This is a genomic window from Polynucleobacter sp. MWH-Aus1W21 (assembly GCF_018687275.1).
Taxonomy (GTDB): domain Bacteria; phylum Pseudomonadota; class Gammaproteobacteria; order Burkholderiales; family Burkholderiaceae; genus Polynucleobacter.
On sequence record NZ_CP061287.1, the window covers coordinates 78168 to 100691 of the forward strand.

Genomic DNA, 22524 nt, shown 5'->3' on the forward strand with positions numbered 1-22524 from the left:
ATGAATCCAAATAATTCAGGCGCAGAAACCATTGATGACAAGCAGTTTTATCAATTGGGAAGTAATTTATTGCAATCCATAGAGGTGGCATTAGAGGCTGCTGATGACGCTCTGGATCTTGATTTGGATGTAGAGCGTCAGGGTGGCAATGTCATCAACATTCGTTTTAAGGATAAAAGCGTCATTGTGGTGAATACTCAGCCACCCTTGCATGAGATTTGGGTCGCCGCTAAGTCGGGCGGATATCACTACCGTTGGGCAGGTACAGTAGCAAAGCCCTTGTGGCTGGATACCAAAACAGGAAAAGAGCTTTTAAGTGACTTGACTGAGTTTGCAAGTGCTCAGGCAGGTCAAACTATCAAGATTGCTCTAATTTAAGCGGCACCCGTAGCACTCAAGGTTTCAATCACTTGGGCATCGGCTACGCTTTTAATCTGGGCTTTGCCAATCTTTTCTAAAACAACGTAACGGATTTGACCACCTTCGGTTTTTTTATCAACCTGCATGAGCTCCATATAACGTTCCGCACCAAACTTTGGCGGTGCGATTGGTAGATTCATCGACTGGATGATTTTGGTGAGACGTTGGACATCGGCTTCGCTGATGTAGTTGAGGCGGCGAGATAGGTCTGCGCCTAAGACCATGCCACAACCCACTGCTTCGCCATGAAGCCATTCGCCATAACCCATGCCTGCTTCAATTGCATGTCCAAAGGTGTGGCCAAAATTCAGGGTTGCGCGAATGCCACCCTCTCTTTCATCCGCAGAAACCACTGCAGATTTGATTTCGCATGATCTTAAAACAGCATGACCCATAGCTGCTGTGTCACAAGCCAATAATGCCTTTGCGTTAGCCTCGATCCAATCTAAGAATTGTGCGTCAGCAATCGCGCCATGTTTAACCACTTCTGCAAGACCAGCAGAGAGTTCCCGTGGAGGCAAGGTCTTCAATGTATTGAGATCTGCAATGACCGCCGCCGGCTGATGAAAAGCGCCGATCATGTTTTTACCAAGGGGATGATTGATGCCAGTCTTGCCACCAACCGAGGAATCAACCTGAGCAAGCAAAGTAGTTGGCACCTGGATAAAGCGAATGCCACGCATGAAGCTGGCTGCAGCAAACCCGGTCATATCGCCAATGACTCCACCACCCAAAGCAACCAACATGGTTTGACGATCGGCACCAAACTTCAAGAGATCATCAAAAATGAGCTGAAGGTTTTTCCAGTCCTTATATGACTCGCCATCAGGCAAGACAATTGTTCTGACGGGCTTTCCAAAGTTATTGAGGGTCTTAGTCAGGCGCTCAGCATAGAGCGGGGCAACCGTGGTGTTGCTGACGATATAGATTGAGGTTGCTTTTTCGCAGGCGCTAAATAAGTTTGGCTGATCAATCAGGTCTGTACCAATATAGATTGGATAACTGCGATTGCCAAGATCAACTTCAAGTGTTTTCATCATAGTGCCAATGTATTTATGCGGAGAGTTCAAGCTGCATGATTAAGGTGTTAACCAGCTGATTAACACTCGGTTTGCCAGTTTCAATCACGTGGTCAGCAATTTCACGATAGAGAGGGTCGCGAATAGCGTACAATTTTTCTAGTATTTTTTTAGCATCGCCATTCTTAAGAAGAGGGCGGCCCTCGCCACCTTTGGTGCGATGCCAGAGTTCAATTGGATTTGCATGTAAGTAGATAACCGTGCCATGACTACTCAGTGCTTGACGGTTTTCTGGCAGTAAAACAGCGCCCCCGCCAGTTGCCAAAATAATTTCTTTCTCGGCGGTTATTTCGCGAATGGCTTGTGCCTCTCGCTTACGAAAACCTTCCTCGCCTTCCATTTCAAATATGACGGGAATTTTTACGCCGCAGCGTTCTTCGATGACGTGGTCGGCATCTAAAAATCGACGCCCTAATTTTTTTGCTAAAACTTTGCCGACAGTGGACTTACCGGCGCCCATGAGGCCGATTAGAAAGATATTGTTTGTCGAAGAGTTCACCCTTCGATTTTATTAGGGTTTGTCGAGAACGGTCGGAGTTAAAAAGACTAACAATTCAGTTTTGTCTTGTAATTTGGATTTATGGCGGAATAAATGGCCAATTAGCGGTATATCCCCTAGTAAAGGGATTTTGACTTCATCTTCTCGCTCAGTGGTTTGGAAGATGCCGCCTATGATCGCTGTTCCACCATTTTCAACGGTGACTTCGGAGCTGAGGCTTTTGGTATCAATCGCATATCCCTGCTCTGTTTTCATGCCTACAGTGTCTTTGTTGATGCCTACTAACATTGAAATCTTTCCATCTGGATGAATTTTGGGGAGAACTTCAAGTCTTAAGTTAGCTTTTCTGAATTGCAATTTGCTGCCATTTTGATTGGAGGTCTGATAAGGGAGTTCAGTGCCTTGCTCAATCGTGGCTTTCACCTGATCGCCTGTCATGATTCGGGGGTTGGAAAGAATTTTGCCTTGGCCCTCAGATTCCAGGGCGGAAAGCTCTGCCTGAAGAATGCGACTCCCATTTCTGGAAACCAAGGTTGCAGCTATGGCCGCTGGATTAAAGCCACTTAATCCAGCACCTGCCAAGTCCAGGTTGCCAACCAGCTTTTGATCGCCCACCCCATTTGCTTGGTATCCCAGCTTTACCCCTAGCTCTTTAGCAAAGCGCTCATCCGCTTCTACAATGCGAGCCTCTATCAGTATCTGTCTTGGGCTGTTGATGTGATCCCCACCAAAAGGTAGGGCAGCATCATCGCGGCGAAATTTCTGGAAGGCTTGGATTTCTGCATGCGGGCCAATCCAGTAAATATCACCATTGCGAACAAGTCTCAAACCGCGACTGGCAAGAATGGAATGGAGAGCGGTCTGCCAAGGAGTCTTGCTGAGATTGACCGAAATCCTTCCCTTGATCGACTCGCTTAATAAAAAATTGGCGTTACCCAATTTAGCCAAAACCTGTAAAAGCTCACTTACTTCAATATCCGTAAATTGCAGAGTAATTGAACTCAAAAAATGATTTTGTGAAGGTGAGTTTCCAATTACTAAATTGGGTGAAAGCAGCATAAATAATGCAATCGAAAAGCTGACTCTATTGAAGTATTTTTGGAGAAGATGAATGCAGGAGTTCATTCGCTTGAGAAGGCTTTCAGCACCAGAGATTTACCTTCGGGGTGAGACAGCATTACACTGCCATTTTCAATATTGCTAAGACGCCATTCGCCTAAAACTTGGACCCCTTTTTCAAAAGCAATATTGCTTTTTCCGGTATTGAAAAATGCCTGATGAGAGCCTCCCATTTGTGCTGAGCCCAGATACCGCCAGCGGCGTAATTCGGTTTCATGGGAGGGCGCCTTGGGTTTGCTTGGAGCTCTGCTTTCAGGCCTTTTATTAATTAATGAGTGAATACTCACTTCTATTTCTTCTATTCCTAGATATATATCTTCTTGATCTTGATGAAATTCCTCGCGCATTAAAGATATTTCCTTTTTTAGCTCGGTTAAGAGTTTTTGGGATGCCTCTTGAGTGCTTTGAGGTTCCTGATTGGGTGTGTTGAAGACAAGGGAGATTGCAACTGCTGCCGCTATTAAGATCCCGAAAAATAGCGCAATAAACCCTATTATTTTTTGAGTGGACCCTGGGATTTGAAGTTTGTTGAGGGAGTCTGTGAAAGAGGGGTTATTGCCTCTTCCAGAGGTTTTGGAGGGGACGTCTGGATGAGTGGGTGGCTTGCGAATTCCATGGGGATCTGGGATTGCGGGGTCATCGCCAAGATCACTCAAAATTTCATCAAACGATTGGCTGGAAATGTGGCGTGCAGGCATGACCCTATTCTTCAGTTTAGAGACCAGAAAAGCCATCAGCCCAGCTTGAACCCAACGTCAGAAATTAGGCTTTTAACATTCGGAAAACAAGGGATTTGGAGCTTTTAGGAAAAATGTCTAAGCACCCTATAATTTGGGCATATGGCCTTAACTCCAAAAGACAAGCCGCTGTTCAATCAACGTCCTATCCGTCCATCCGATAGACGTCCTCGGCCAACACGAGTACAGCCTGGCTTGCCTAGAAAAAATTCAAGCAATCCACTAGTAAAGGCTTTGTTGATCATTGGCGTAGTTTTTGCTGTGGTCATTATGCTGCTGATGGGCTACGCCTTTTTGGTTGCAAAACCCAATCTGCCAAAAATCTCAGCCTTAACTGATTACAACCCAAAGACTCCTCTGCGCATCTATACGGCGGATAAAGTGTTAATTGGTGAGTTCGGTGAAGAGCGTCGTAAGGTAATCCCCTTAAATGAAATTCCTCAAAGTATGCGAAATGCTGTTCTAGCAATTGAGGATGATCGCTTCTATTCTCACGGCGGTGTGGACTACGTTGGAATTTTGCGGGCTGCATTAACCAATTTACGTGGACATCTTTCGCAGGGCGCTTCAACTATCACTATGCAGGTGGCGCGTAATTTCTTCCTCAGCAATGAGAAGACCTTTAGTCGAAAAATCTATGAAGTATTGCTAGCTTGGGAAATTGAGTCTCAGTTAACCAAGGACAAGATTCTAGAAATTTACATGAACCAGATTTTCTTGGGACAGCGCGCATATGGTTTTTCTAGTGCGGCACAGATCTACTTTGGCAAAGAGCTAAAAGACATCACGATTGCTGAGTCTGCAATGTTAGCTGGGCTACCAAAGGCACCATCAGCCTATAACCCAGTTAGCAACTTCCGTCGCGCCAAGATTCGCCAAGAGTACATTCTTCAGCGTATGCGAGATTTGGGTTACATCAAGCCAGAGGATTACCAAAAGGCGATGATTGAAGAGCTACATATTCGCGGTCTTGGGAATGAATTTGCAGTCCGTGCAGAGTTCCCGGCAGAGATGGTTCGCCAACTGCTCTTTACTCAATATGGTGAAGCAATCTATTCTCAGGGTATCGACGTTTACACCACCATCTTGAAGGCCGATCAAGATGCAGCATACAAGGCGCTGCGTAAGGGAATTTTTGAATATGACTTACGTCATGCATATCGTGGTCCCGAGGGATTTATTAATCTGCCAGAAGATTCTGTAAAACGCCAACGTGCCATTGACGAAGCGTTACTTGCTTATCCACAGTTGGATGACTTGCAGTCTGGCGTTGTGCTTGACGTTAAGCCCAAAGAAATGCAGGTCATGATTGCCACTGGCGACACCATCACCATTAAAGGTGATGGCATGAAGCTTGCAGCCGCATCAATTACCGATAGCACTCAACCTAAGAAACGCTTGCGTCCTGGAGCGGTAGTGCGCCTGCTGTCTGATGGCGGTGTTTGGAAGTTAGCCCAGTTACCTCAAGTTGAGGCTGCGTTTGTGTCTATGAATGCAGAGACCGGAGCCATTCTTTCTTTGGTGGGCGGCTTTGATTTCCGCCGCAATCAATTCAATCACGTGACACAAGCCCTCCGTCAACCTGGTTCTTCATTCAAGCCATTTATTTATGCAGCTGCGATTGAAAAAGGCTTTACCCCTACCACGATGGTGAATGATGCACCGCTATCGATTGGCAGCATGGAAACAGGTAGTCAGGCCTGGGAGCCTAAAAACTACGACGGTAAATATGAGGGCATGATGCGTTTGCGAAATGCTTTAGCAAAATCCAAAAACTTAGTTTCCGTTCGCATCATTCGCGCCATTGGTCCCTCCTATGCTCAGGAATATATTCAACGTTTTGGTTTTGAACCAGAAAAGCACCCGCCTTATTTAACGATGGCTTTGGGTGCGGGTTCTGTAACGCCATTGCAAATGGCTTCTGCTTATAGTGTGTTTGCCAATGGTGGGTATCGAGTAGATCCATTCTTGATTGACAAGATGGTGGACTCTAAAGGTACTGTTATGTTTGAAGCAAAGCCAACTCATGCTCGCGAAGATGCTCCTCGTGTGTTGGATGCTCGAACTGCTTTCGTAATGGATAGCATGTTGCAAGAAGTAACCAAGACCGGTACTGCAGCTTCTGCACGCGGTAAGTTGGGGCGCAATGATATTGCCGGTAAAACTGGCACAACCAATGATTCTCATGACGCTTGGTTTGCTGGCTATAACCCGAAAGTAGTTGCTGTTGCATGGATTGGTTTTGATAAGCCAGCCAGCTTAGGTGATCGAGAAACTGGCGGCGGTCTTGCATTGCCAATGTGGATTTCTTATATGAGCACTGCATTAAGGGATATTCCACAGCAGACACGTGAAGTGCCTAGTGGAGTAACTCAAGCTGATGGCGACTGGTTTATCCCAGAATTTTCTAGTAGCGGCGGTGCACGCGAACTGCAGTAGTTCGCCTCTAAGATGGCACGGCAAGCTCGCACTGTAATACCTGGCCAAGCAATGCATGTGATGGTCCGCGGTAATAACCGTGAGACACTTTTTTTTACCGATGAGGATCGTCACACTTACTTGGATTGGTTGCGCGAGGCGGCAAGGCAATTTGGTTGTGCAGTGCATGCCTTTGCATTGATGCCAAATCATGTTCACTTGTTGATGACCCCGCAAAACGAAGACTCCCTTGCAAAAACTATGCAATCTTTGGGGCGTCGTTATGCGCAGTTTTTCAATAAGCAGCATCAGCGCTCAGGAACAATCTGGGAGGGGAGGTATCGCTCATCCCTGATTGACCCCGACTATTTTTTGCGTTGCCAACGTTATATAGAACTCAATCCGGTGAGAGCGGGATTTGAATCTAACCCCCAAAGCTCCACTTGGACTAGTTTTGCTACGCACATTGGAGGCAACGCCGAACCCTGGCTAGTAGATCATCAGTATTTTTGGCGTTTAGGTAATACGCCTTTTGAGAGGCAGATGAGTTGGGCGAACTTTGTTAAGGAGGGTGCGCCCCATTGGGAAGATCGTCAAATCACCGAATCCTTGATTCGCTCTAAACCTTGGGTGAGTGATATTTATGCGAAAAAACTCTTCAAAGATGCCCCTGAGATTTCAGTGATACGTCATCGTGGACGACCCAGGAAAATAAATTCAGTTAATTCAATAACTTAGAGAAATAAAAACCCCTCAGTAATAAATTCGGGATATTGAATATTTCGACTCTGTCCCCATATAAGCAATGCATATTGGTGCGACATCAAAATAAATGGGACAGACTCATTTTATTTCTATTGCATCGGTATGGGTATTCACCTATATTTGATCCTCCAAAAGTAATTAGGCCTTTGTCGCCCCTCGAAATACTATGACTACACAATTAAATACAGATCTTCGCCCTATCGCTCAGGGTTTATATGACCCAAGTAATGAGCACGATGCTTGCGGCGTAGGATTCGTAGCACACATCAAAGGCAAGAAATCCCATGAGATCGTTTCTCAGGGTTTAAAGATTCTTGAGAATTTAGATCACCGGGGAGCGGTTGGTGCTGATCCCTTGATGGGCGATGGCGCTGGTATCTTGATTCAAATTCCAGATACTTTGTATCGCGAAGAAATGGCCAAGCAAGGTGTAACTTTGCCGCCATTAGGCGAGTATGGCGTTGGCATGATTTTCTTGCCAAAGGAACATGCTTCACGTTTGGCATGTGAACAAGAATTAGAGCGCACTGTTCGTTTAGAGGGTCAGGTAGTTTTAGGTTGGAGAGATGTTCCGGTGGATGTGAAATTGCCGATGTCTCCAACAGTGCAACTGACTGAGCCATTCATCCGCCAAATTTTTATTGGTCGTGGCCGCGACATCATGACAACCGATGCGCTCGAGCGTAAGTTGTATGTAATTCGTAAGACAGCAAGTCATGCAATTCAAGACTTGCATCTCAAGCATGGCAAAGAATATTTCGTTACTTCGATGTCTGCTAGAACCATTGTTTATAAGGGTTTGCTGTTAGCGAACCAAGTAGGCGCCTATTATCAAGATTTGCAAGATAAGCGCACTGTGTCTGCGCTTGCTTTAGTGCATCAACGTTTCTCAACCAATACTTTCCCTGCTTGGGAGTTAGCGCATCCATACCGCATGATTGCGCATAACGGTGAGATCAATACAGTAAAAGGTAACGTCAATTGGGTGAATGCACGTGAAGGTGCAATTAGCTCCCCAGTGCTTGGCGATGACTTACAAAAACTCTGGCCACTAATTTATCCGGGCCAATCAGACACAGCCTGTTTTGATAACTGCTTAGAGTTGTTGGTAATGTCGGGCTATCCATTGGCTCAAGCCATGATGATGATGATTCCTGAAGCATGGGAACAGCATGCATTAATGGATGACAACCGTCGCGCTTTCTATGAATACCATGCAGCAATGATGGAGCCATGGGATGGTCCTGCAGCAATGGCATTTACCGATGGTCGTCAAATTGGCGCCACTTTGGATCGCAATGGTTTGCGTCCAGCTCGTTACTACGTAACTGATGATGATCTCGTCATCATGGGCTCTGAGGCTGGTGTATTGCCGATTCCTGAAAGCAAGATCGTACAAAAATGGCGTTTGCAACCTGGCAAGATGTTCATGATTGACATGGAACAAGGTCGCATTATTGATGACGTTGAATTAAAGGATGCTGTCTCTAAAGCTAAGCCCTATAAGAGTTGGATCGATGCTGTTCGTGTGAAGTTAGACGAAGTTGATGCCAGCAAAGTGGACTTGATTGATGAGAAAACTACCATTCGTCCAGCGGCTAAATTATTAGATCGCCAACAAGCATTCGGTTACACCCAGGAAGACATTAAATTCCTCATGGCTCCAATGGCCATGAATGGTGAAGAGGCTATTGGTTCAATGGGTAACGACAGCCCATTGGCGGTTCTTTCAAATAAGAACAAGCCACTATATAACTACTTCAAACAATTGTTTGCGCAGGTTACCAATCCTCCAATCGATCCGATTCGCGAGAATATGGTGATGTCTTTGGTTTCTTTCATCGGACCTAAGCCGAATCTGTTGGACACCAATAACATTAATCCTCCAATGCGATTAGAAGTTAGTCAGCCAATTTTGGATTTTGACGACATCACTAAGATTCGTCACATTGGCCACTACACCAACGGCAAGTTCCGCTCTTATGAATTGGATATTTGCTATCCAGCTTCATGGGGTAAGGCTGGTATTGAAGCGCGCTTAGCTTCTTTGTGTGCAGAAGCGGCTGATGCAGTGCGCTCTGGTTACAACATTTTGATCGTGAGCGATCGTCAAGTTGACGAGAAACACGTTGCAATTCCTGCATTGTTGGCAACTTCTGCAATTCACCAACATTTAGTGCAAAAAGGTTTGCGCACTAGCGTTGGCTTGGTAGTTGAAACAGGTAGCGCACGTGAGACCCATCACTTTGCACTCCTTGCTGGCTATGGTGCTGAAGCTGTTCACCCATACCTTGCAATGGAAACTTTGGCTGAAATGGCTAAAGGTTTGTCCGGTGATTTATCTGCAGAAAAAGCAGTGAAGAATTTTGTAAAAGCAATTGGTAAAGGCTTGCAAAAAGTGATGTCCAAAATGGGTATCTCAACTTACATGTCTTATACAGGCTCACAGATTTTTGAAGCCATTGGTTTAAACCACGACATCATTGATCAATATTTCAAAGGCACTCCATCAAATGTTGGTGGTATCGGCGTATTTGAAGTGGCTGAAGAAGCATTGCGTATGCATTCATCCGCATTTGGTAATGATCCAGTGTTAACCAATATGCTTGACGCTGGTGGTGAGTACGCTTTCCGTATCCGTGGTGAGAACCATATGTGGACTCCTGACACGATTGCAAAGTTACAGCACTCCACACGTATTGGCGCTGAGAAGGGCTATCAGACCTATAAAGAGTACGCCAACATCATTAATGATCAAACTAAGCGTCAAATGACTTTGCGCGGTTTGTTTGAGTTCAAGATTGATCCAGCAAAAGCTATTCCGTTAGATGAAGTAGAGTCTGCAAAAGAAATCGTTAAACGTTTTGCTACGGGCGCGATGTCTTTGGGTTCGATCTCTACAGAAGCGCACGCTACCTTGGCAATTGCCATGAACCGTATTGGCGGTAAGTCCAATACCGGCGAAGGCGGCGAAGATCCAAACCGTTATGTGAATGAACTTAAAGGCATTCCTATTAAGAAGGGTGAGTCTTTAGCAAGCATCTTAGGTAGCGATGTTGTTGAGGCGAATATCCCATTGCAAGATGGCGACTCCTTACGCTCCAAGATTAAGCAAGTTGCTTCTGGTCGCTTTGGTGTAACTACAGAATATTTACGTTCTGCCGATCAGATTCAGATCAAAATGGCACAAGGCGCAAAGCCTGGTGAAGGCGGTCAATTACCTGGCGGTAAAGTTTCTGACTACATCGGTAAGTTGCGTTTCTCAGTACCGGGCGTTGGTTTGATTTCTCCACCTCCGCACCACGACATTTATTCTATTGAAGATATCGCTCAGTTGATTCATGACCTGAAAAACGTCAATCCAAAAGCCGACGTTTCTGTGAAGTTGGTTTCTGAGGTGGGCGTTGGTACTGTTGCTGCTGGTGTTGCAAAAGCAAAAGCAGATCACGTTGTGATCGCTGGCCACGATGGTGGTACTGGCGCATCCCCACTGTCTTCAATCAAGCATGCTGGTTCCCCATGGGAACTTGGTTTGGCTGAAACACAGCAAACATTGGTGCTTAATGGATTGCGTAGTCGTATTCGTGTTCAGGCTGATGGCCAAATGAAAACTGGTCGCGACGTAGTGATCGGCGCTTTATTGGGCGCGGATGAGTTTGGTTTTGCTACAGCGCCATTGGTAGTAGAGGGTTGCATCATGATGCGCAAGTGTCATTTGAATACCTGTCCAGTTGGTGTTGCTACTCAAGACCCTGAATTGCGTAAGAAATTCTCAGGGAAGCCAGAGCACGTTGTGAACTTCTTCTTCTTTATTGCTGAAGAAGCTCGTGAAATCATGGCGCAATTAGGCATTCGTAAGTTTGATGACTTAATTGGTCGCGTTGATTTGTTAGATACCCGCAAAGGTATTGAGAACTGGAAAGTACACGGCTTGGATTTCAGCAAGATCTTTGCTGAGCCACAGGTTGCTGCTGAAGTTCCACGTTACCAAGTGTTGACGCAGGATCACGGCTTAGCTAGTGCACTCGACAATATCTTGATTGAGAAGAGTGAGCCTGCCTTAGAGCGTGGCGAGAAGGTATCTTTCATTGTTCCTGTTAAGAACGTGAACCGTACGGTTGGCGCAATGCTCTCAGGTGAGGTGGCTCAGCGTTATGGCCATGCAGGTTTGCCAGATGACACTATTCATATTCAGTTGAATGGCACTGCCGGTCAAAGCTTCGCAGCTTTCTTGGCTCGCGGCATCACCTTAGATTTGGTTGGCGATGGTAATGACTACGTTGGTAAAGGTTTGTCTGGTGGTCGTGTGATTGTTCGTGCTCCGCATGAGTTCCGTGGCGATACAGCGAAGAACATCATTGTTGGCAATACCGTTCTCTACGGTGCGATTGCTGGCGAGGCATTCTTTAACGGTGTAGCTGGTGAGCGTTTCGCGGTGCGTAACTCTGGTGCTACAACAGTTGTTGAAGGTACTGGCGACCATGGTTGTGAGTACATGACTGGTGGCACAGTAGTTGTATTGGGCGCAACAGGCCGTAACTTTGCTGCAGGTATGAGCGGTGGCATTGCTTATGTTTACGACGAAGATGGTTTGTTCGATAAGCGTTGCAACACCAGCATGGCTACCTTGGAAAAAGTACTGCCTTCTGCTGAGCAGATTGCCAAGATGCCGAAGTCTGAGTGGCATGCCCCTGTCGATGTTAAAGATGGTGGTGAGCGCTTAACAGACGAGCAAATTTTGAAGGGCTTGATTGAGCGTCATTTCCGCCACACAGGCTCTGAGCGCGCTAAAGCACTCTTGGCTGACTGGGAAAGTGCCCGCGGACGTTTTGTGAAAGTTCTCCCAACTGAGTACAAGCGTGCTCTAGGTGAGTTGTGGGAAAAATCTCAAAACAAAACAGTTGCGGCATAAGCCACTTAATTAATAAAGACATTAAGAAAAGATACTAAGGATTCGATATGGGTAAGGTCACAGGATTTATGGAGTTTGAGCGCGTCGGTGAGACGTACGAAGCGCCGGTTAAACGCCTCCATCATTACAAAGAGTTTGTCGCCGCTTTAACCGATGAAGAAGCTAAAGTTCAAGGCGCGCGTTGTATGGATTGCGGCATCCCGTTCTGCAATAACGGCTGCCCTGTGAATAACATCATTCCTGACTTCAATGATTTGGTATTTCATAGCGATTGGAAGAATGCATTAGATGTTTTGCAATCAACTAATAACTTCCCAGAATTTACTGGCCGTATTTGTCCCGCTCCTTGTGAAGCTGCATGTACTTTAGGGATTAATAGCACGGCAGTTGGCATCAAGTCTATTGAGCACGCCATCATTGATAAAGGCTGGGAAAGTGGTTGGGTTAAACCTCAACCACCCAAGACCAAGACTGGTAAAAAAGTAGCAGTAGTTGGCGGTGGACCTGCGGGTATGGCAGCTGCACAGCAATTGGCTCGTGTTGGTCACGATGTGACTGTATTCGAAAAGAATGACCGTGTTGGAGGCTTGCTCCGCTACGGTATTCCTGATTTCAAAATGGAAAAGTGGTTGATTGACCGTCGTGTTGAACAGATGCAAGCAGAAGGCGTAAAGTTTGAGACTGGTGTTTTTGTTGGTAAAGAAGCAATTGGTGCTGAAGTAAAAAATTACTCTACCAAGACTGTTTCGCCTGAACAGTTGATGAAAGATTTTGATGCGGTTGTAATTACTGGCGGCGCAGAGCAGCCACGTGATTTGCCCGTGCCAGGCCGTGAGTTAGCTGGTGTCCACTATGCATTAGAGTTCTTGATTCCACAGAACAAAGAAAATGCAGGTGATTTCAAAAATGAAATTCGTGCGACTGATAAGCATGTTGTAGTTATCGGTGGTGGTGATACAGGCTCTGATTGTGTAGGTACTTCTAACCGCCATGGCGCTACCAAGATTACTCAGTTTGAACTACTCCCACAACCTCCTGAAGAGGAAAACAAGCCATTGGTATGGCCATATTGGCCAACAAAGTTGCGCACATCCTCTTCTCACGAAGAAGGTTGTGATCGTGACTGGTCTGTTGGAACTAAACGTTTTGAAGGTAAAAACGGCAAAGTAGAGAAATTAATTGGCGTACGTTTGGAGTGGAAAGACGGCAAGATGTCAGAAGTGCCAAACTCTGAATTTGAGATTAAGGCAGATTTAGTGCTTTTGGCGATGGGCTTTGTGTCTCCAGTTCAGCAAGTGCTGAATGCTTTCGGTGTTGAAAAAGATGCTCGTGGCAATGCTAAAGCGACCGTAGATGGTCAAAATGCCTATCAAACGAACGTTCCCAAGGTGTTTGCCGCTGGCGATATGCGTCGCGGACAGTCTCTGGTGGTTTGGGCGATTCGTGAAGGCCGCCAATGCGCCCGTTCAGTTGATGAATATTTAATGGGGTCTTCTGTTTTACCTCGATAATGTGAGGATATGAACAGTGGCCGGCCAAACTCTTTGGATGTAAGCAAGCAAGCTGCAGGCGAGGTTGTCGTCTCTATTAAAGACGTCAACTTTTCCTACGCTGCAGGTGAGCGGCAAATTTTGTCGGGACTCAATATGGAGTTTCGACGCGGTCAAGTAGTTGCTGTTATGGGCGGCTCTGGTTGTGGCAAGACCACCATTCTTCGTCTGATCGGTGGTCAATATATGGCCCAATCGGGTCAAGTTCTGTTTGAAGGTCAAGATATTGGCAAGATGAGTGGTGCTGAGTTGATGGCCGCTCGTCGACGGATGGGCATGCTCTTTCAGTTTGGCGCTTTATTTACCGATCTCAGTGTTTTTGAAAACGTTGCCTTTCCACTCCGCGAGCATACCGACTTAAGTGAAGAGCTCTTACATTCATTGGTATTGATGAAACTCAATGCTGTCGGTTTGCGTGGCGCACGTGATTTAATGCCCGCTCAAATTTCTGGTGGTATGGCGCGACGTGTTGCACTTGCTAGGGCGATTGCACTAGATCCTCCATTGATCATGTACGACGAGCCTTTTGCTGGATTGGATCCGATTTCGCTTGGTATTACGGCACGCCTGATTCGCGACCTGAATAATGCCCTGGGAGCCACGAGTTTATTGGTCACGCATGATGTTGAGGAAACTTTTGCCATTGCTGACTATGTGTACTTTATTGCGAATGGCCGCATTGGCGCTGAAGGAACTCCTGACGAGTTAAGTCGCTCAACCGATCCTTTTGTCAGACAGTTTTTAGATGCCGCACCAGATGGTCCCGTGCCATTCCACTACCCAGGTAAAACCTTGGAAGAAGATTTTGGAGCTAGACCTCTATGACTGCACTATTAAATCTCTTTGGTGATCTTGGATTTTTTGTTCGTCGTAACTTAAGTAGTCTTGGATTGGCTGCCCGCATGTTTGTAGCGGTGATCGTGCGCTCAGGATTCTTGCTTAAGAGACCACGCTTAGTGATCGATCAAATTTTATTTGTTGGCAACCATTCGTTCATCATCATTGCGGTCTCAGGATTATTTGTAGGTTTCGTATTGGGTTTGCAGGGTTACTACACCTTAAATCGTTATGGTTCAGAACAAGCCCTTGGCTTGTTGGTCGCACTGTCTTTAACTCGTGAGCTAGGCCCTGTGATTACAGCCTTATTGTTTGCTGGTAGAGCTGGCACTTCATTGACCGCAGAAATTGGTTTAATGAAGGCGGGTGAGCAATTGACTGCTATGGAGATGATGGCAGTGGATCCATTGGGTCGTGTGATTGCACCACGACTCTGGGCGGGCATTATTTCAATGCCAATATTGGCCACCATCTTTACAGCTGTAGGTGTACTTGGTGGTTACTTGGTTGGTGTTCCGCTTATTGGGGTGGATTCAGGAGCTTTCTGGTCACAAATGCAGGGTGGCGTAGACCTGTTTTCGGATATTGGTAACGGCCTAATTAAAAGCATGGTGTTTGGTGTGGCAGTAACTTTTATTGCCCTCTATCAAGGTTATGAATCTAAGCCTACGCCTGAAGGCGTTTCGCAAGCGACTACCCGTACGGTGGTGATCTCTTCTTTATCGGTTTTAGCATTGGATTTCTTGCTAACCGCGATGATGTTCTCAAATTAGAAAGAATAAACTGGGGCTCTTATGAGAAAAAGTGCAATTGATGTTTGGGTAGGAATCTTTGTTGCCATTGGTTTATTGGCAGCGTTATTTCTTGCGCTAAAAGTAGGCAATATGAATGCAGTGTCATTTGCTCCCACATACAAAATTTCTGCACGCTTTGACAACATCGGCGGCTTAAAGCCCCGCGCACCTGTTAAAAGTGCTGGAGTAGTTGTTGGCAGAATTGCCAATATCTCCTTCGATGACAAGACTTATCAGGCAACAGTGGTTATGACGATTGAAGATTCTTTTAAGTTTCCAAAAGATTCCTCTGCAAAGATTTTGACATCCGGTTTATTGGGCGAGCAATATATTGGCCTTGAAGCAGGTGGCTCGGATGATATGTTGACTAATGGCGAGAAGATTTCTCAGACTCAGTCAGCAATTGTTTTAGAAAACCTAATCAGTCAGTTTCTCTATAACAAAGCAGCAGATAGTGGCCAGGAAAAAGGCGCAGCAAAATGATGTTGTCGCTTTTGCGCAAACTCAAGATAGTTGCTTTGCTGAGTTTGATTGCAGTTATTGTTGGTTGTGCATCCATTCCTGCTGGCGCAGAGCGTTCACCCCAAGATCCATGGGAGCCATTTAATCGCTCTGTATTTGAATTTAATGAAGGTTTAGACGCTTATGTACTTAAGCCGGTAGTTGCAGGCTATCGCTTTGTGTTGCCTGAGTTTGTACGCGACGGGATTTACAACTTTTTTAGCAACTACAACGATATCTATACTGCGCTCTTTAACCTGCTACAAGGCAAGCCGGATTATGCGTTTAATGATTTCATGCGGGTGGTGGTCAATACCACAATGGGCTTGGGTGGCCTATTGGATTTAGCAACACCAGGCGGTTTAGAAAAGCATAAGGAAGATTGGGGCCAAACTTTGGGTGTTTGGGGTGTGCCTTCTGGCCCATATGTTGTTTTGCCTTTCTTTGGGCCAAGCAATGTGCGCGATACTTTTGGCACTGTGGCTGATTTAGAGTCAGACTATCTTTTTAGCTATGTAAAGGATATTGGAGTTAGAAATAGCATTACTGGGCTACGTGTAGTGAATGCCCGAAATACATATTACGAAGCTGGTGATTTATTGGATGGTGCTGCAATAGATAAGTACAGCTTTATGCGCGATGCTTATATTCAAAGACGGGCATATCAAATTAATGAGGGTCGCGAGGATGAAGAGCCCATCATTTATGAGAACCCATATCAATAAGCGGTCAACGAATATCGCCTGGTGCGACTAAAATGAGTCTCAATTTAGATAAAGATAGTGGGCAGGAGAATATGAAAAACTTTAAAAGAATCTGCGGCTTCATTTTTGCGGGCTTGCTGCTCGCTTCCGGCGCTGTTTTTGCTCAAACTCCTGATCAATCAACCCCTCCAGATGCTTTAATTAAGATGGTCGTTACTGAGGTAATGGCAACCGTTAAAGCAGATCCAGATATTCAAAAGGGCAATATTCCTAAGATTGTCGAGTTGGTGGAGAAGAAAATTGTTCCCTATACCGATATGCGTCGTACTACGGAAATGGCGATGGGCCCAAATTGGAAAAAGGCAACGCCTGAACAGCAGGCTCAACTGACTTCTGAATTTAAGAATCTTCTAATTCGCACCTATTCCGGCGCTTTGAGCCAATTGCGCGACCAGACTGTGCAATTCAAAGCTTTGCGGGCTGCACCAGATGATAAAGAGGTAGTTGTGAAAACGGTTGTACTTGGCCGTGGTGACCCAGTACCTCTGGACTATCGCCTTGAGAAGACAGCTAATGGCTGGAAAGTTTATGACATGAACATCATGGGTGTTTGGTTGGTCGAGGCTTATCGCAATCAATTCTCCAATCAAATCAGTCAAAACGGTGTTGAAGGTTTGGTGAAGTTCTTACAAGACCGTAACAAGCAATTAGCCGCAGCTAAGCCAAGCAATTAATAGCTAGAAATAGAGATCATGCCTTTTCTTTTGCCTAAAAAAGTAACGCAAGAAACTGCCTTGCAGCTGCAAAAGGAAGGCTTGTTAAATAGCCCAAATTTGCAATCGATCGATTGCTCTGCGCTCAAAGACTTTGACTCCACCGTATTAACTGTTTTATTGGCATGGCAAAAAAAGCTTAAGTTTGAAGGCAAATCTATTTCCATAGAGCATGCGCCAGAGAAGCTAAAAGTGCTGGCTGGTGTTTACGGTGTTGCTGTATTGCTAGGTTTGTAATGACAATGCATCCTGCAATATCTATACAAAACATATCCAAGCAATACGGAGCACTTCAAGCATTAGATGATGTTTCACTAGCTATCGAGCCTGGAGAGTTTTTTGGTTTGTTGGGCCCAAATGGTGCTGGCAAGACCACTTTAATTTCTATTTTGGCTGGTTTAGTCAGACCTAGCCATGGCCACGCTGCCATCATGGGCGCCGATGTTCAAAAAGGTTTTCGGGAGGCGCGCCGTATGCTGGGCGTTGTTCCTCAAGAGTTGGTCTTTGACCCCTTCTTTACAGTTCGAGAAACTTTGCGTTTTCAGTCTGGCTACTTTGGGATACGCAATAACGATGCATGGATTGACGAGATCATGGCTAATCTTGATCTCACCTCTAAAGCCGATAGCAATATGCGTTCTTTGTCTGGTGGAATGAAACGCCGAGTGCTTGTAGCTCAGGCATTGGTACATAGACCACCAGTCATCATTCTGGATGAGCCTACTGCCGGTGTAGATGTCGAGTTACGTCAATCCTTATGGCAATTTATCAGCAGACTGAATCAAGATGGCCATACGATTGTTTTAACTACACATTATTTAGAAGAGGCTGAAGCTCTGTGTCAGCGCATTGCCATGCTCAAGCAAGGCAAGATTGTGGCGCTAGATACCACCGCTAATTTATTAAGTCGTTACGGATCGGTCAAAAAAGATGGCGAAGGTAAAACCGATCTGGAAGAAGTCTTTGTCAACATCATGTCAGGGAACGCTCAATGAAGCACGGCCTCAATCGACCTGCCTTGGAGTACGGTAGCGGCTTCCCGACTTTATTGTTCAAAGAGGTAAAGCGCTTTTATAAAGTGGCTTTTCAGACAGTGGCAGCGCCAGTACTTACGGCTGTGCTTTATCTCATGATCTTCGGGCATGTGCTTGAGGGGAGGGAAGTGTATGGCCGCTTGAGCTATACGGCTTTCTTGATTCCAGGCCTTGTGATGATGAGTGTTTTGCAAAACGCTTTTGCCAATACATCCTCCTCTTTAATTCAGTCCAAAGTCACAGGTAATTTGGTCTTTGTTCTACTTGCTCCTTTGAGTCACTTTGAGTTCTATGCTGCTTATATATTGGCTGCAGTCTTCAGGGGAATTGTGGTTGGCATGGGCGTGCTTTTAATTACCTCATGGTTTGCATTCCCCGCGCTCGAATATCCACTGTGGATTTTGGTATTTGCATTTTTAGGTGCAGCAATTTTAGGAAGTCTCGGCTTAATTGCTGGCATATGGGCTGATAAATATGATCAGTTGGCTGCCTTTCAGAATTTCATCATCATGCCAGCTACGATGTTGTCTGGCGTTTTCTATTCCATTCATTCTTTACCGCCAGCATGGCAAGTGGTCTCACACTTCAACCCTTTCTTTTATATGATTGATGGGTTCCGCTACGGATTTTTTGGAGTTTCTGATAACTCCCCTTGGAGTAGTTTGGTGATCGTATTTTGTTTCTTTGTGGTGGTGTCAGCCATTGCATTGCGCTTGCTCCAAAAGGGCTATAAGCTCCGTTACTAATTATTAATACCCTGGTTCATTAGGAAAAAAATGCTACCCACCCCTGAACAGATTGAAGGCTATATCAAGCAAGGTATTCAATGCACCCATATACAGGTTGAGGGTGATGGACAACATTTTTTTGCAACGATTGTGAGTCCGGAGTTTGAGGGTAAGCGTCTAGTGCAGCGTCATCAATTGGTCTATGGTGCCATGGGTGATCGTATGAAAGCAGAAGTTCATGCTTTATCAATTAAGGCTTTTACACCGGAAGAATTTGCACAGAATTCAGCGGCATAAGAGTTCTCTTATTACACACTACACATTAATAACTAAGTTTTTACTGGAATCGTTTCATGGATAAATTACGAATGGTTGGCGGCACTCCTCTCAATGGAGAGGTAGTGATTGCTGGCGCTAAAAATGCCGCACTGCCAATTCTTTGTGCTTGTCTGTTGACTGATCAACCGGTAGTTTTGCGCAATGTTCCTGACTTGCAGGATGTGCGTACCATGCTCAAACTTTTACAAGAGATTGGTGTCACGGTAGATTTCCCAAATGCTGGTGATCGCAGTCATATGGTGTTAAGCGCGGCAGTGATTAAAAGTTCTGAAGCCACCTACGAGATGGTGAAGACTATGCGCGCGTCCATCTTGGTGCTTGGTCCGCTTTTAGCCAGAATGCATAGTGCGAAGGTGTCATTACCAGGTGGTTGCGCTATTGGTGCCCGCCCGGTGGACCAGCACATCAAGGGTCTGAAGGCAATGGGCGCCAGCATCAAAATCAAGAGTGGTTACATTCAAGCCGAAACGAAGCCTCAATCTGATCGCTTGAAGGGCGCCTCGATCTTGACGGACATGATTACCGTGACCGGCACTGAAAATTTATTGATGGCCGCTACTTTGGCATCAGGAACAACAGTATTAGAAAATGCTGCGCGTGAACCTGAGGTTGGCGACCTAGCTGAATTGCTAGTGAAGATGGGCGCCAAGATTTCTGGCATTGGCAGTGATCGGCTAGTAATTGAAGGCGTTGAAAAACTACATGGTGCAGAGCACTCAGTAATCCCGGATCGTATAGAAGCTGGCACATTTTTATGTGCAGTAGCTGCGACAGGTGGCGAGATCACAGTAAAACACTGTCGTCCAGATACTTTAGACGCGGTGATCGTGAAATTAAAAGAAGCTGGTCTGCAGATGGAGGTTGGACCAGATTGGATTAAGGCATCGATGCAGAGTCGCCCTAAGGCAGTGAATTTCCGCACCTCTGAATATCCAGCCTTTCCAACAGACATGCAGGCACAGTTGATGACCGTGAATGCCATTGCGGCTGGTAGCTCAATGATTACCGAAACAATTTTTGAAAACCGCTTTATGCATGTGCAAGAGCTCAATCGTTTGGGTGCAGACATTGCTATTGAAGGAAATACCGCAATTGCTCAGGGGGTGGAAAAGCTCTCCGGCGCAATCGTGATGGCTACTGACCTGCGCGCTTCCGCTAGCTTGGTGATCGCAGGGCTGGCAGCTCAGGGCGAAACCCAAGTGGACCGGATTTACCACTTAGATCGTGGCTATGACCGTATGGAGCAGAAGTTAACCCTCTTGGGCGCCAAGATTGAGCGCGTCAAGTAAGGCTGATGGATAATTAGTCCATGAAATTGACTTTAGCTCTCTCCAAGGGCCGCATCTTCGAGGAAACCGCTGAGATCTTGTCCAAGGTCGGCATTGTGCCGCTGGAGGATCCAGAGAAGTCTCGCAAACTCATTATTGAGACTACCAATCCAGATGTTCGCTTAATCATTGTTCGTGCTTCGGATGTTCCAACCTATGTTCAATTTGGTGGTGCTGATTTTGGCGTTGCTGGCTTGGACGTATTGATGGAAAAAGGTACTGATGGTTTGTACGTGCCTTATGACTTGGGAATTGCCAAGTGCCGTATGTCTGTTGCTGTACGTGAAGGTTTTGATTACGCTGGCGCAGTGAAGCAGGGCTCTCGTTTAAAGGTGGCAACGAAGTATGTCAATTGTGCACGGGAGCACTTTGCTAATAAAGGTGTTCACATTGACACGATTCATTTGTATGGCTCAATGGAGCTTGCTCCATTGGTGGGGTTGGCTGACGCTATCGTAGATTTAGTTTCTACTGGCAATACTCTAAAAGCCAATGGCTTGGTTGAGGTTGAGCCAATCGCCGATATCAGTGCTCGTTTGGTAGTAAATCAAGCTTCGTATAAGCGTAAGCGTGCTCAGCTGCAGCCTATTTTTGAGTTGCTGAAGTAATCAGCGGCCAACCAGAAGTCTCATCCATGTCTTCAAATATCAACGTCAAGCGCCTTAATAGCCAAGATGCAGGCTTTAGAGAAATTCTGTTATCTAGCCTTTCTTTGCCTAGCGCTGATGACGAGGCTATAGATTCTGCAGTCGTCAAGATCTTGGCGGCAGTCAAAGACAAGGGTGATGAAGCGGTTCTTGGTTTTACAAAACAATTCGATCGTTTGAATGTTACAAGTGTTTCGGACTTAGAGATTCCGCGCAAGGATTTAGAGCGGTCGTATCAATCTTTATCTACCGAGCAAAAAAATGCCTTAGATATTGCGGCGCAAAGAGTACGCGCATATCACGAGAAGCAAAAGATTGAGGCAGGTTGCCATTCCTGGGAGTATGAAGAGAAAGATGGCACGCGCTTAGGCCAGAAAGTGACTCCATTGGATCGTGTTGGCATTTATGTGCCAGGCGGTAAAGCTGCTTACCCATCCTCAGTCTTGATGAATGCCATTCCTGCAAAAGTGGCAGGCGTTGCTGAAGTCATTATGGTGGTGCCTACTCCAGATGGAGCGCGCAATCCATTGGTCTTGGCAGCAGCGTACCTTGCTGGCGTTGATCGCGTCTTTACGATTGGCGGTGCTCAGGCTGTAGGTGCCTTGGCATACGGAACAAAAACGATTCCTTCAGTCGACAAAATTGTTGGACCCGGTAATGCTTATGTAGCTGCAGCTAAGCGTAGAGTATTTGGTACTGTTGGTATCGATATGATTGCCGGCCCTTCAGAAATCTTGGTTCTTTGCGATGGATCTACCAACCCCGATTGGGTTGCTATGGACTTGTTCTCGCAGGCCGAGCACGATGAGCAGGCGCAATCAATTTTGCTTTGTCCGGATGCTGCATACATAGAGCAAGTAAAAGTAAGTATTAACAATCTCTTGCCAGAAATGCCAAGAGCAAAAGTAATTGAAGCTTCTCTCACAAATCGCGCTTTGTTGATTCAGGTAAAAGATATGTCAGAGGCATGTGAGATCGCTAATGCGATTGCTGCTGAGCATTTAGAAATTTGTGCAGCAGATCCTCGGAAGTGGGCAGATCAAATTCGTCATGCTGGTGCTATCTTCATGGGTAATTACACCAGCGAGTCACTGGGCGATTATTGTGCAGGACCTAATCACGTATTACCAACAGCACGTACCGCACGTTTCTCTTCGCCATTGGGTGTTTATGACTTCATCAAGCGCTCGAGCATGATTGAAGTGAGTGAAGTTGGTGCACAAACGTTGGGTGAGGTTGCAAGCACCTTGGCTCATGGTGAAGGCTTACAGGCCCATGCCCGCGCGGCCGAGATGCGTCTTAAAAAGTAAGCGCGCAATAAACCCGCGCTTACTAATTCA

General features: G+C 45.9%; 20 protein-coding genes and 1 pseudogene. 17 read left to right on the plus strand and 4 right to left on the minus strand.

Annotated features, from left to right (window positions below; genetic code table 11):
- Positions 1–378 (plus strand): iron donor protein CyaY, encoded by a 378-nt coding sequence (gene cyaY, locus ICW03_RS00480; protein ID WP_215348195.1) that lies wholly within the window; start codon positions 1–3, stop codon positions 376–378.
- Here cyaY and aroB read toward each other — a convergent pair.
- The 4 genes from aroB to ICW03_RS00500 form a co-directional block, all read right to left on the minus strand.
- Positions 375–1457, minus strand: coding sequence for a 3-dehydroquinate synthase (gene aroB / locus ICW03_RS00485; RefSeq protein ID WP_251374478.1), 1083 nt, complete (start codon positions 1455–1457; stop codon positions 375–377). The two genes, cyaY and aroB, sit on opposite strands and share 4 nt — an antisense overlap.
- A 16-nt stretch (positions 1458–1473) precedes the next feature.
- Entirely contained in the window at positions 1474–1998 is a 525-nt protein-coding gene (locus tag ICW03_RS00490) for a shikimate kinase (protein ID WP_215348197.1), read from the minus strand.
- A gap of 12 nt (positions 1999–2010) precedes the next feature.
- Positions 2011–3003: a secretin and TonB N-terminal domain-containing protein gene (locus ICW03_RS00495; protein WP_251374416.1), complete on the minus strand. Its 993-nt coding sequence runs from the start codon at positions 3001–3003 to the stop codon at positions 2011–2013.
- A gap of 116 nt (positions 3004–3119) precedes the next feature.
- The gene (locus ICW03_RS00500) at positions 3120–3851 is read right to left on the minus strand and encodes a hypothetical protein (RefSeq protein ID WP_215348198.1); all 732 of its coding nucleotides are present in this window, start codon (positions 3849–3851) and stop codon (positions 3120–3122) included.
- A gap of 105 nt (positions 3852–3956) precedes the next feature.
- Here ICW03_RS00500 and ICW03_RS00505 point away from each other — a divergent pair, with 105 nt between their 5' ends.
- The 16 genes and pseudogenes from ICW03_RS00505 to hisD all read left to right on the plus strand — a co-directional run bounded on the left by ICW03_RS00505 (position 3957) and on the right by hisD (position 22494).
- Entirely contained in the window at positions 3957–6293 is a 2337-nt protein-coding gene (locus ICW03_RS00505) for a penicillin-binding protein 1A (RefSeq protein WP_215348199.1), read from the plus strand.
- A 12-nt stretch (positions 6294–6305) separates the two neighbouring features.
- The gene (locus ICW03_RS00510; RefSeq protein WP_215348200.1) at positions 6306–7010 is read left to right on the plus strand and encodes a transposase; all 705 of its coding nucleotides are present in this window, start codon (positions 6306–6308) and stop codon (positions 7008–7010) included.
- A gap of 193 nt (positions 7011–7203) precedes the next feature.
- Positions 7204–11949: a glutamate synthase-related protein gene (locus tag ICW03_RS00515; RefSeq protein WP_215348201.1), complete on the plus strand. Its 4746-nt coding sequence runs from the start codon at positions 7204–7206 to the stop codon at positions 11947–11949.
- A 47-nt stretch (positions 11950–11996) separates the two neighbouring features.
- The gene (locus ICW03_RS00520) at positions 11997–13460 is read left to right on the plus strand and encodes a glutamate synthase subunit beta (protein WP_215348202.1); all 1464 of its coding nucleotides are present in this window, start codon (positions 11997–11999) and stop codon (positions 13458–13460) included.
- A gap of 9 nt (positions 13461–13469) precedes the next feature.
- Positions 13470–14324: an ABC transporter ATP-binding protein gene (locus ICW03_RS00525; RefSeq protein ID WP_215348203.1), complete on the plus strand. Its 855-nt coding sequence runs from the start codon at positions 13470–13472 to the stop codon at positions 14322–14324.
- The gene (gene mlaE, locus ICW03_RS00530) at positions 14321–15109 is read left to right on the plus strand and encodes a lipid asymmetry maintenance ABC transporter permease subunit MlaE (protein ID WP_215348204.1); all 789 of its coding nucleotides are present in this window, start codon (positions 14321–14323) and stop codon (positions 15107–15109) included. The genes ICW03_RS00525 and mlaE overlap by 4 nt, the downstream gene beginning before the upstream one ends.
- A 21-nt stretch (positions 15110–15130) precedes the next feature.
- Complete coding sequence (mlaD, locus tag ICW03_RS00535; RefSeq protein WP_215348205.1) at positions 15131–15613, plus strand: outer membrane lipid asymmetry maintenance protein MlaD; 483 nt, start codon at positions 15131–15133, stop codon at positions 15611–15613.
- A complete protein-coding gene (locus tag ICW03_RS00540; RefSeq protein WP_251374417.1) occupies positions 15610–16356 on the plus strand; it encodes a VacJ family lipoprotein in 747 nt (248 codons plus the stop codon). The genes mlaD and ICW03_RS00540 overlap by 4 nt, the downstream gene beginning before the upstream one ends.
- A 71-nt stretch (positions 16357–16427) precedes the next feature.
- Positions 16428–17069, plus strand: a complete 642-nt coding sequence (locus tag ICW03_RS00545; RefSeq protein WP_215350061.1) for a phospholipid-binding protein MlaC — start codon at positions 16428–16430, stop codon at positions 17067–17069.
- 18 nt (positions 17070–17087) lie between these two features.
- Positions 17088–17345: a lipid asymmetry maintenance protein MlaB gene (locus tag ICW03_RS00550; protein ID WP_215348206.1), complete on the plus strand. Its 258-nt coding sequence runs from the start codon at positions 17088–17090 to the stop codon at positions 17343–17345.
- Between the two features lie 5 nt (positions 17346–17350).
- Positions 17351–18034, plus strand: a pseudogene (locus ICW03_RS00555) (ABC transporter ATP-binding protein); the annotation flags it as partial.
- 65 nt (positions 18035–18099) lie between these two features.
- Positions 18100–18888: an ABC transporter permease gene (locus tag ICW03_RS00560; RefSeq protein ID WP_215348207.1), complete on the plus strand. Its 789-nt coding sequence runs from the start codon at positions 18100–18102 to the stop codon at positions 18886–18888.
- 30 nt (positions 18889–18918) lie between these two features.
- On the plus strand, positions 18919–19167 hold the full coding sequence (locus ICW03_RS00565) for a BolA family protein (protein WP_068320176.1): 249 nt from the start codon (positions 18919–18921) through the stop codon (positions 19165–19167).
- A gap of 56 nt (positions 19168–19223) precedes the next feature.
- Positions 19224–20498 (plus strand): UDP-N-acetylglucosamine 1-carboxyvinyltransferase, encoded by a 1275-nt coding sequence (gene murA / locus ICW03_RS00570; protein ID WP_215348208.1) that lies wholly within the window; start codon positions 19224–19226, stop codon positions 20496–20498.
- Positions 20499–20518: 20 nt separating this feature from the next.
- Entirely contained in the window at positions 20519–21145 is a 627-nt protein-coding gene (gene hisG / locus ICW03_RS00575; RefSeq protein WP_215348209.1) for an ATP phosphoribosyltransferase, read from the plus strand.
- Between the two features lie 26 nt (positions 21146–21171).
- Positions 21172–22494 carry a histidinol dehydrogenase gene (gene hisD, locus ICW03_RS00580; protein WP_215348210.1) on the plus strand — a complete coding sequence of 441 codons (1323 nt, stop codon included), beginning with the start codon at positions 21172–21174 and terminating at the stop codon, positions 22492–22494.
- Positions 22495–22524: the final 30 nt, after the last annotated feature.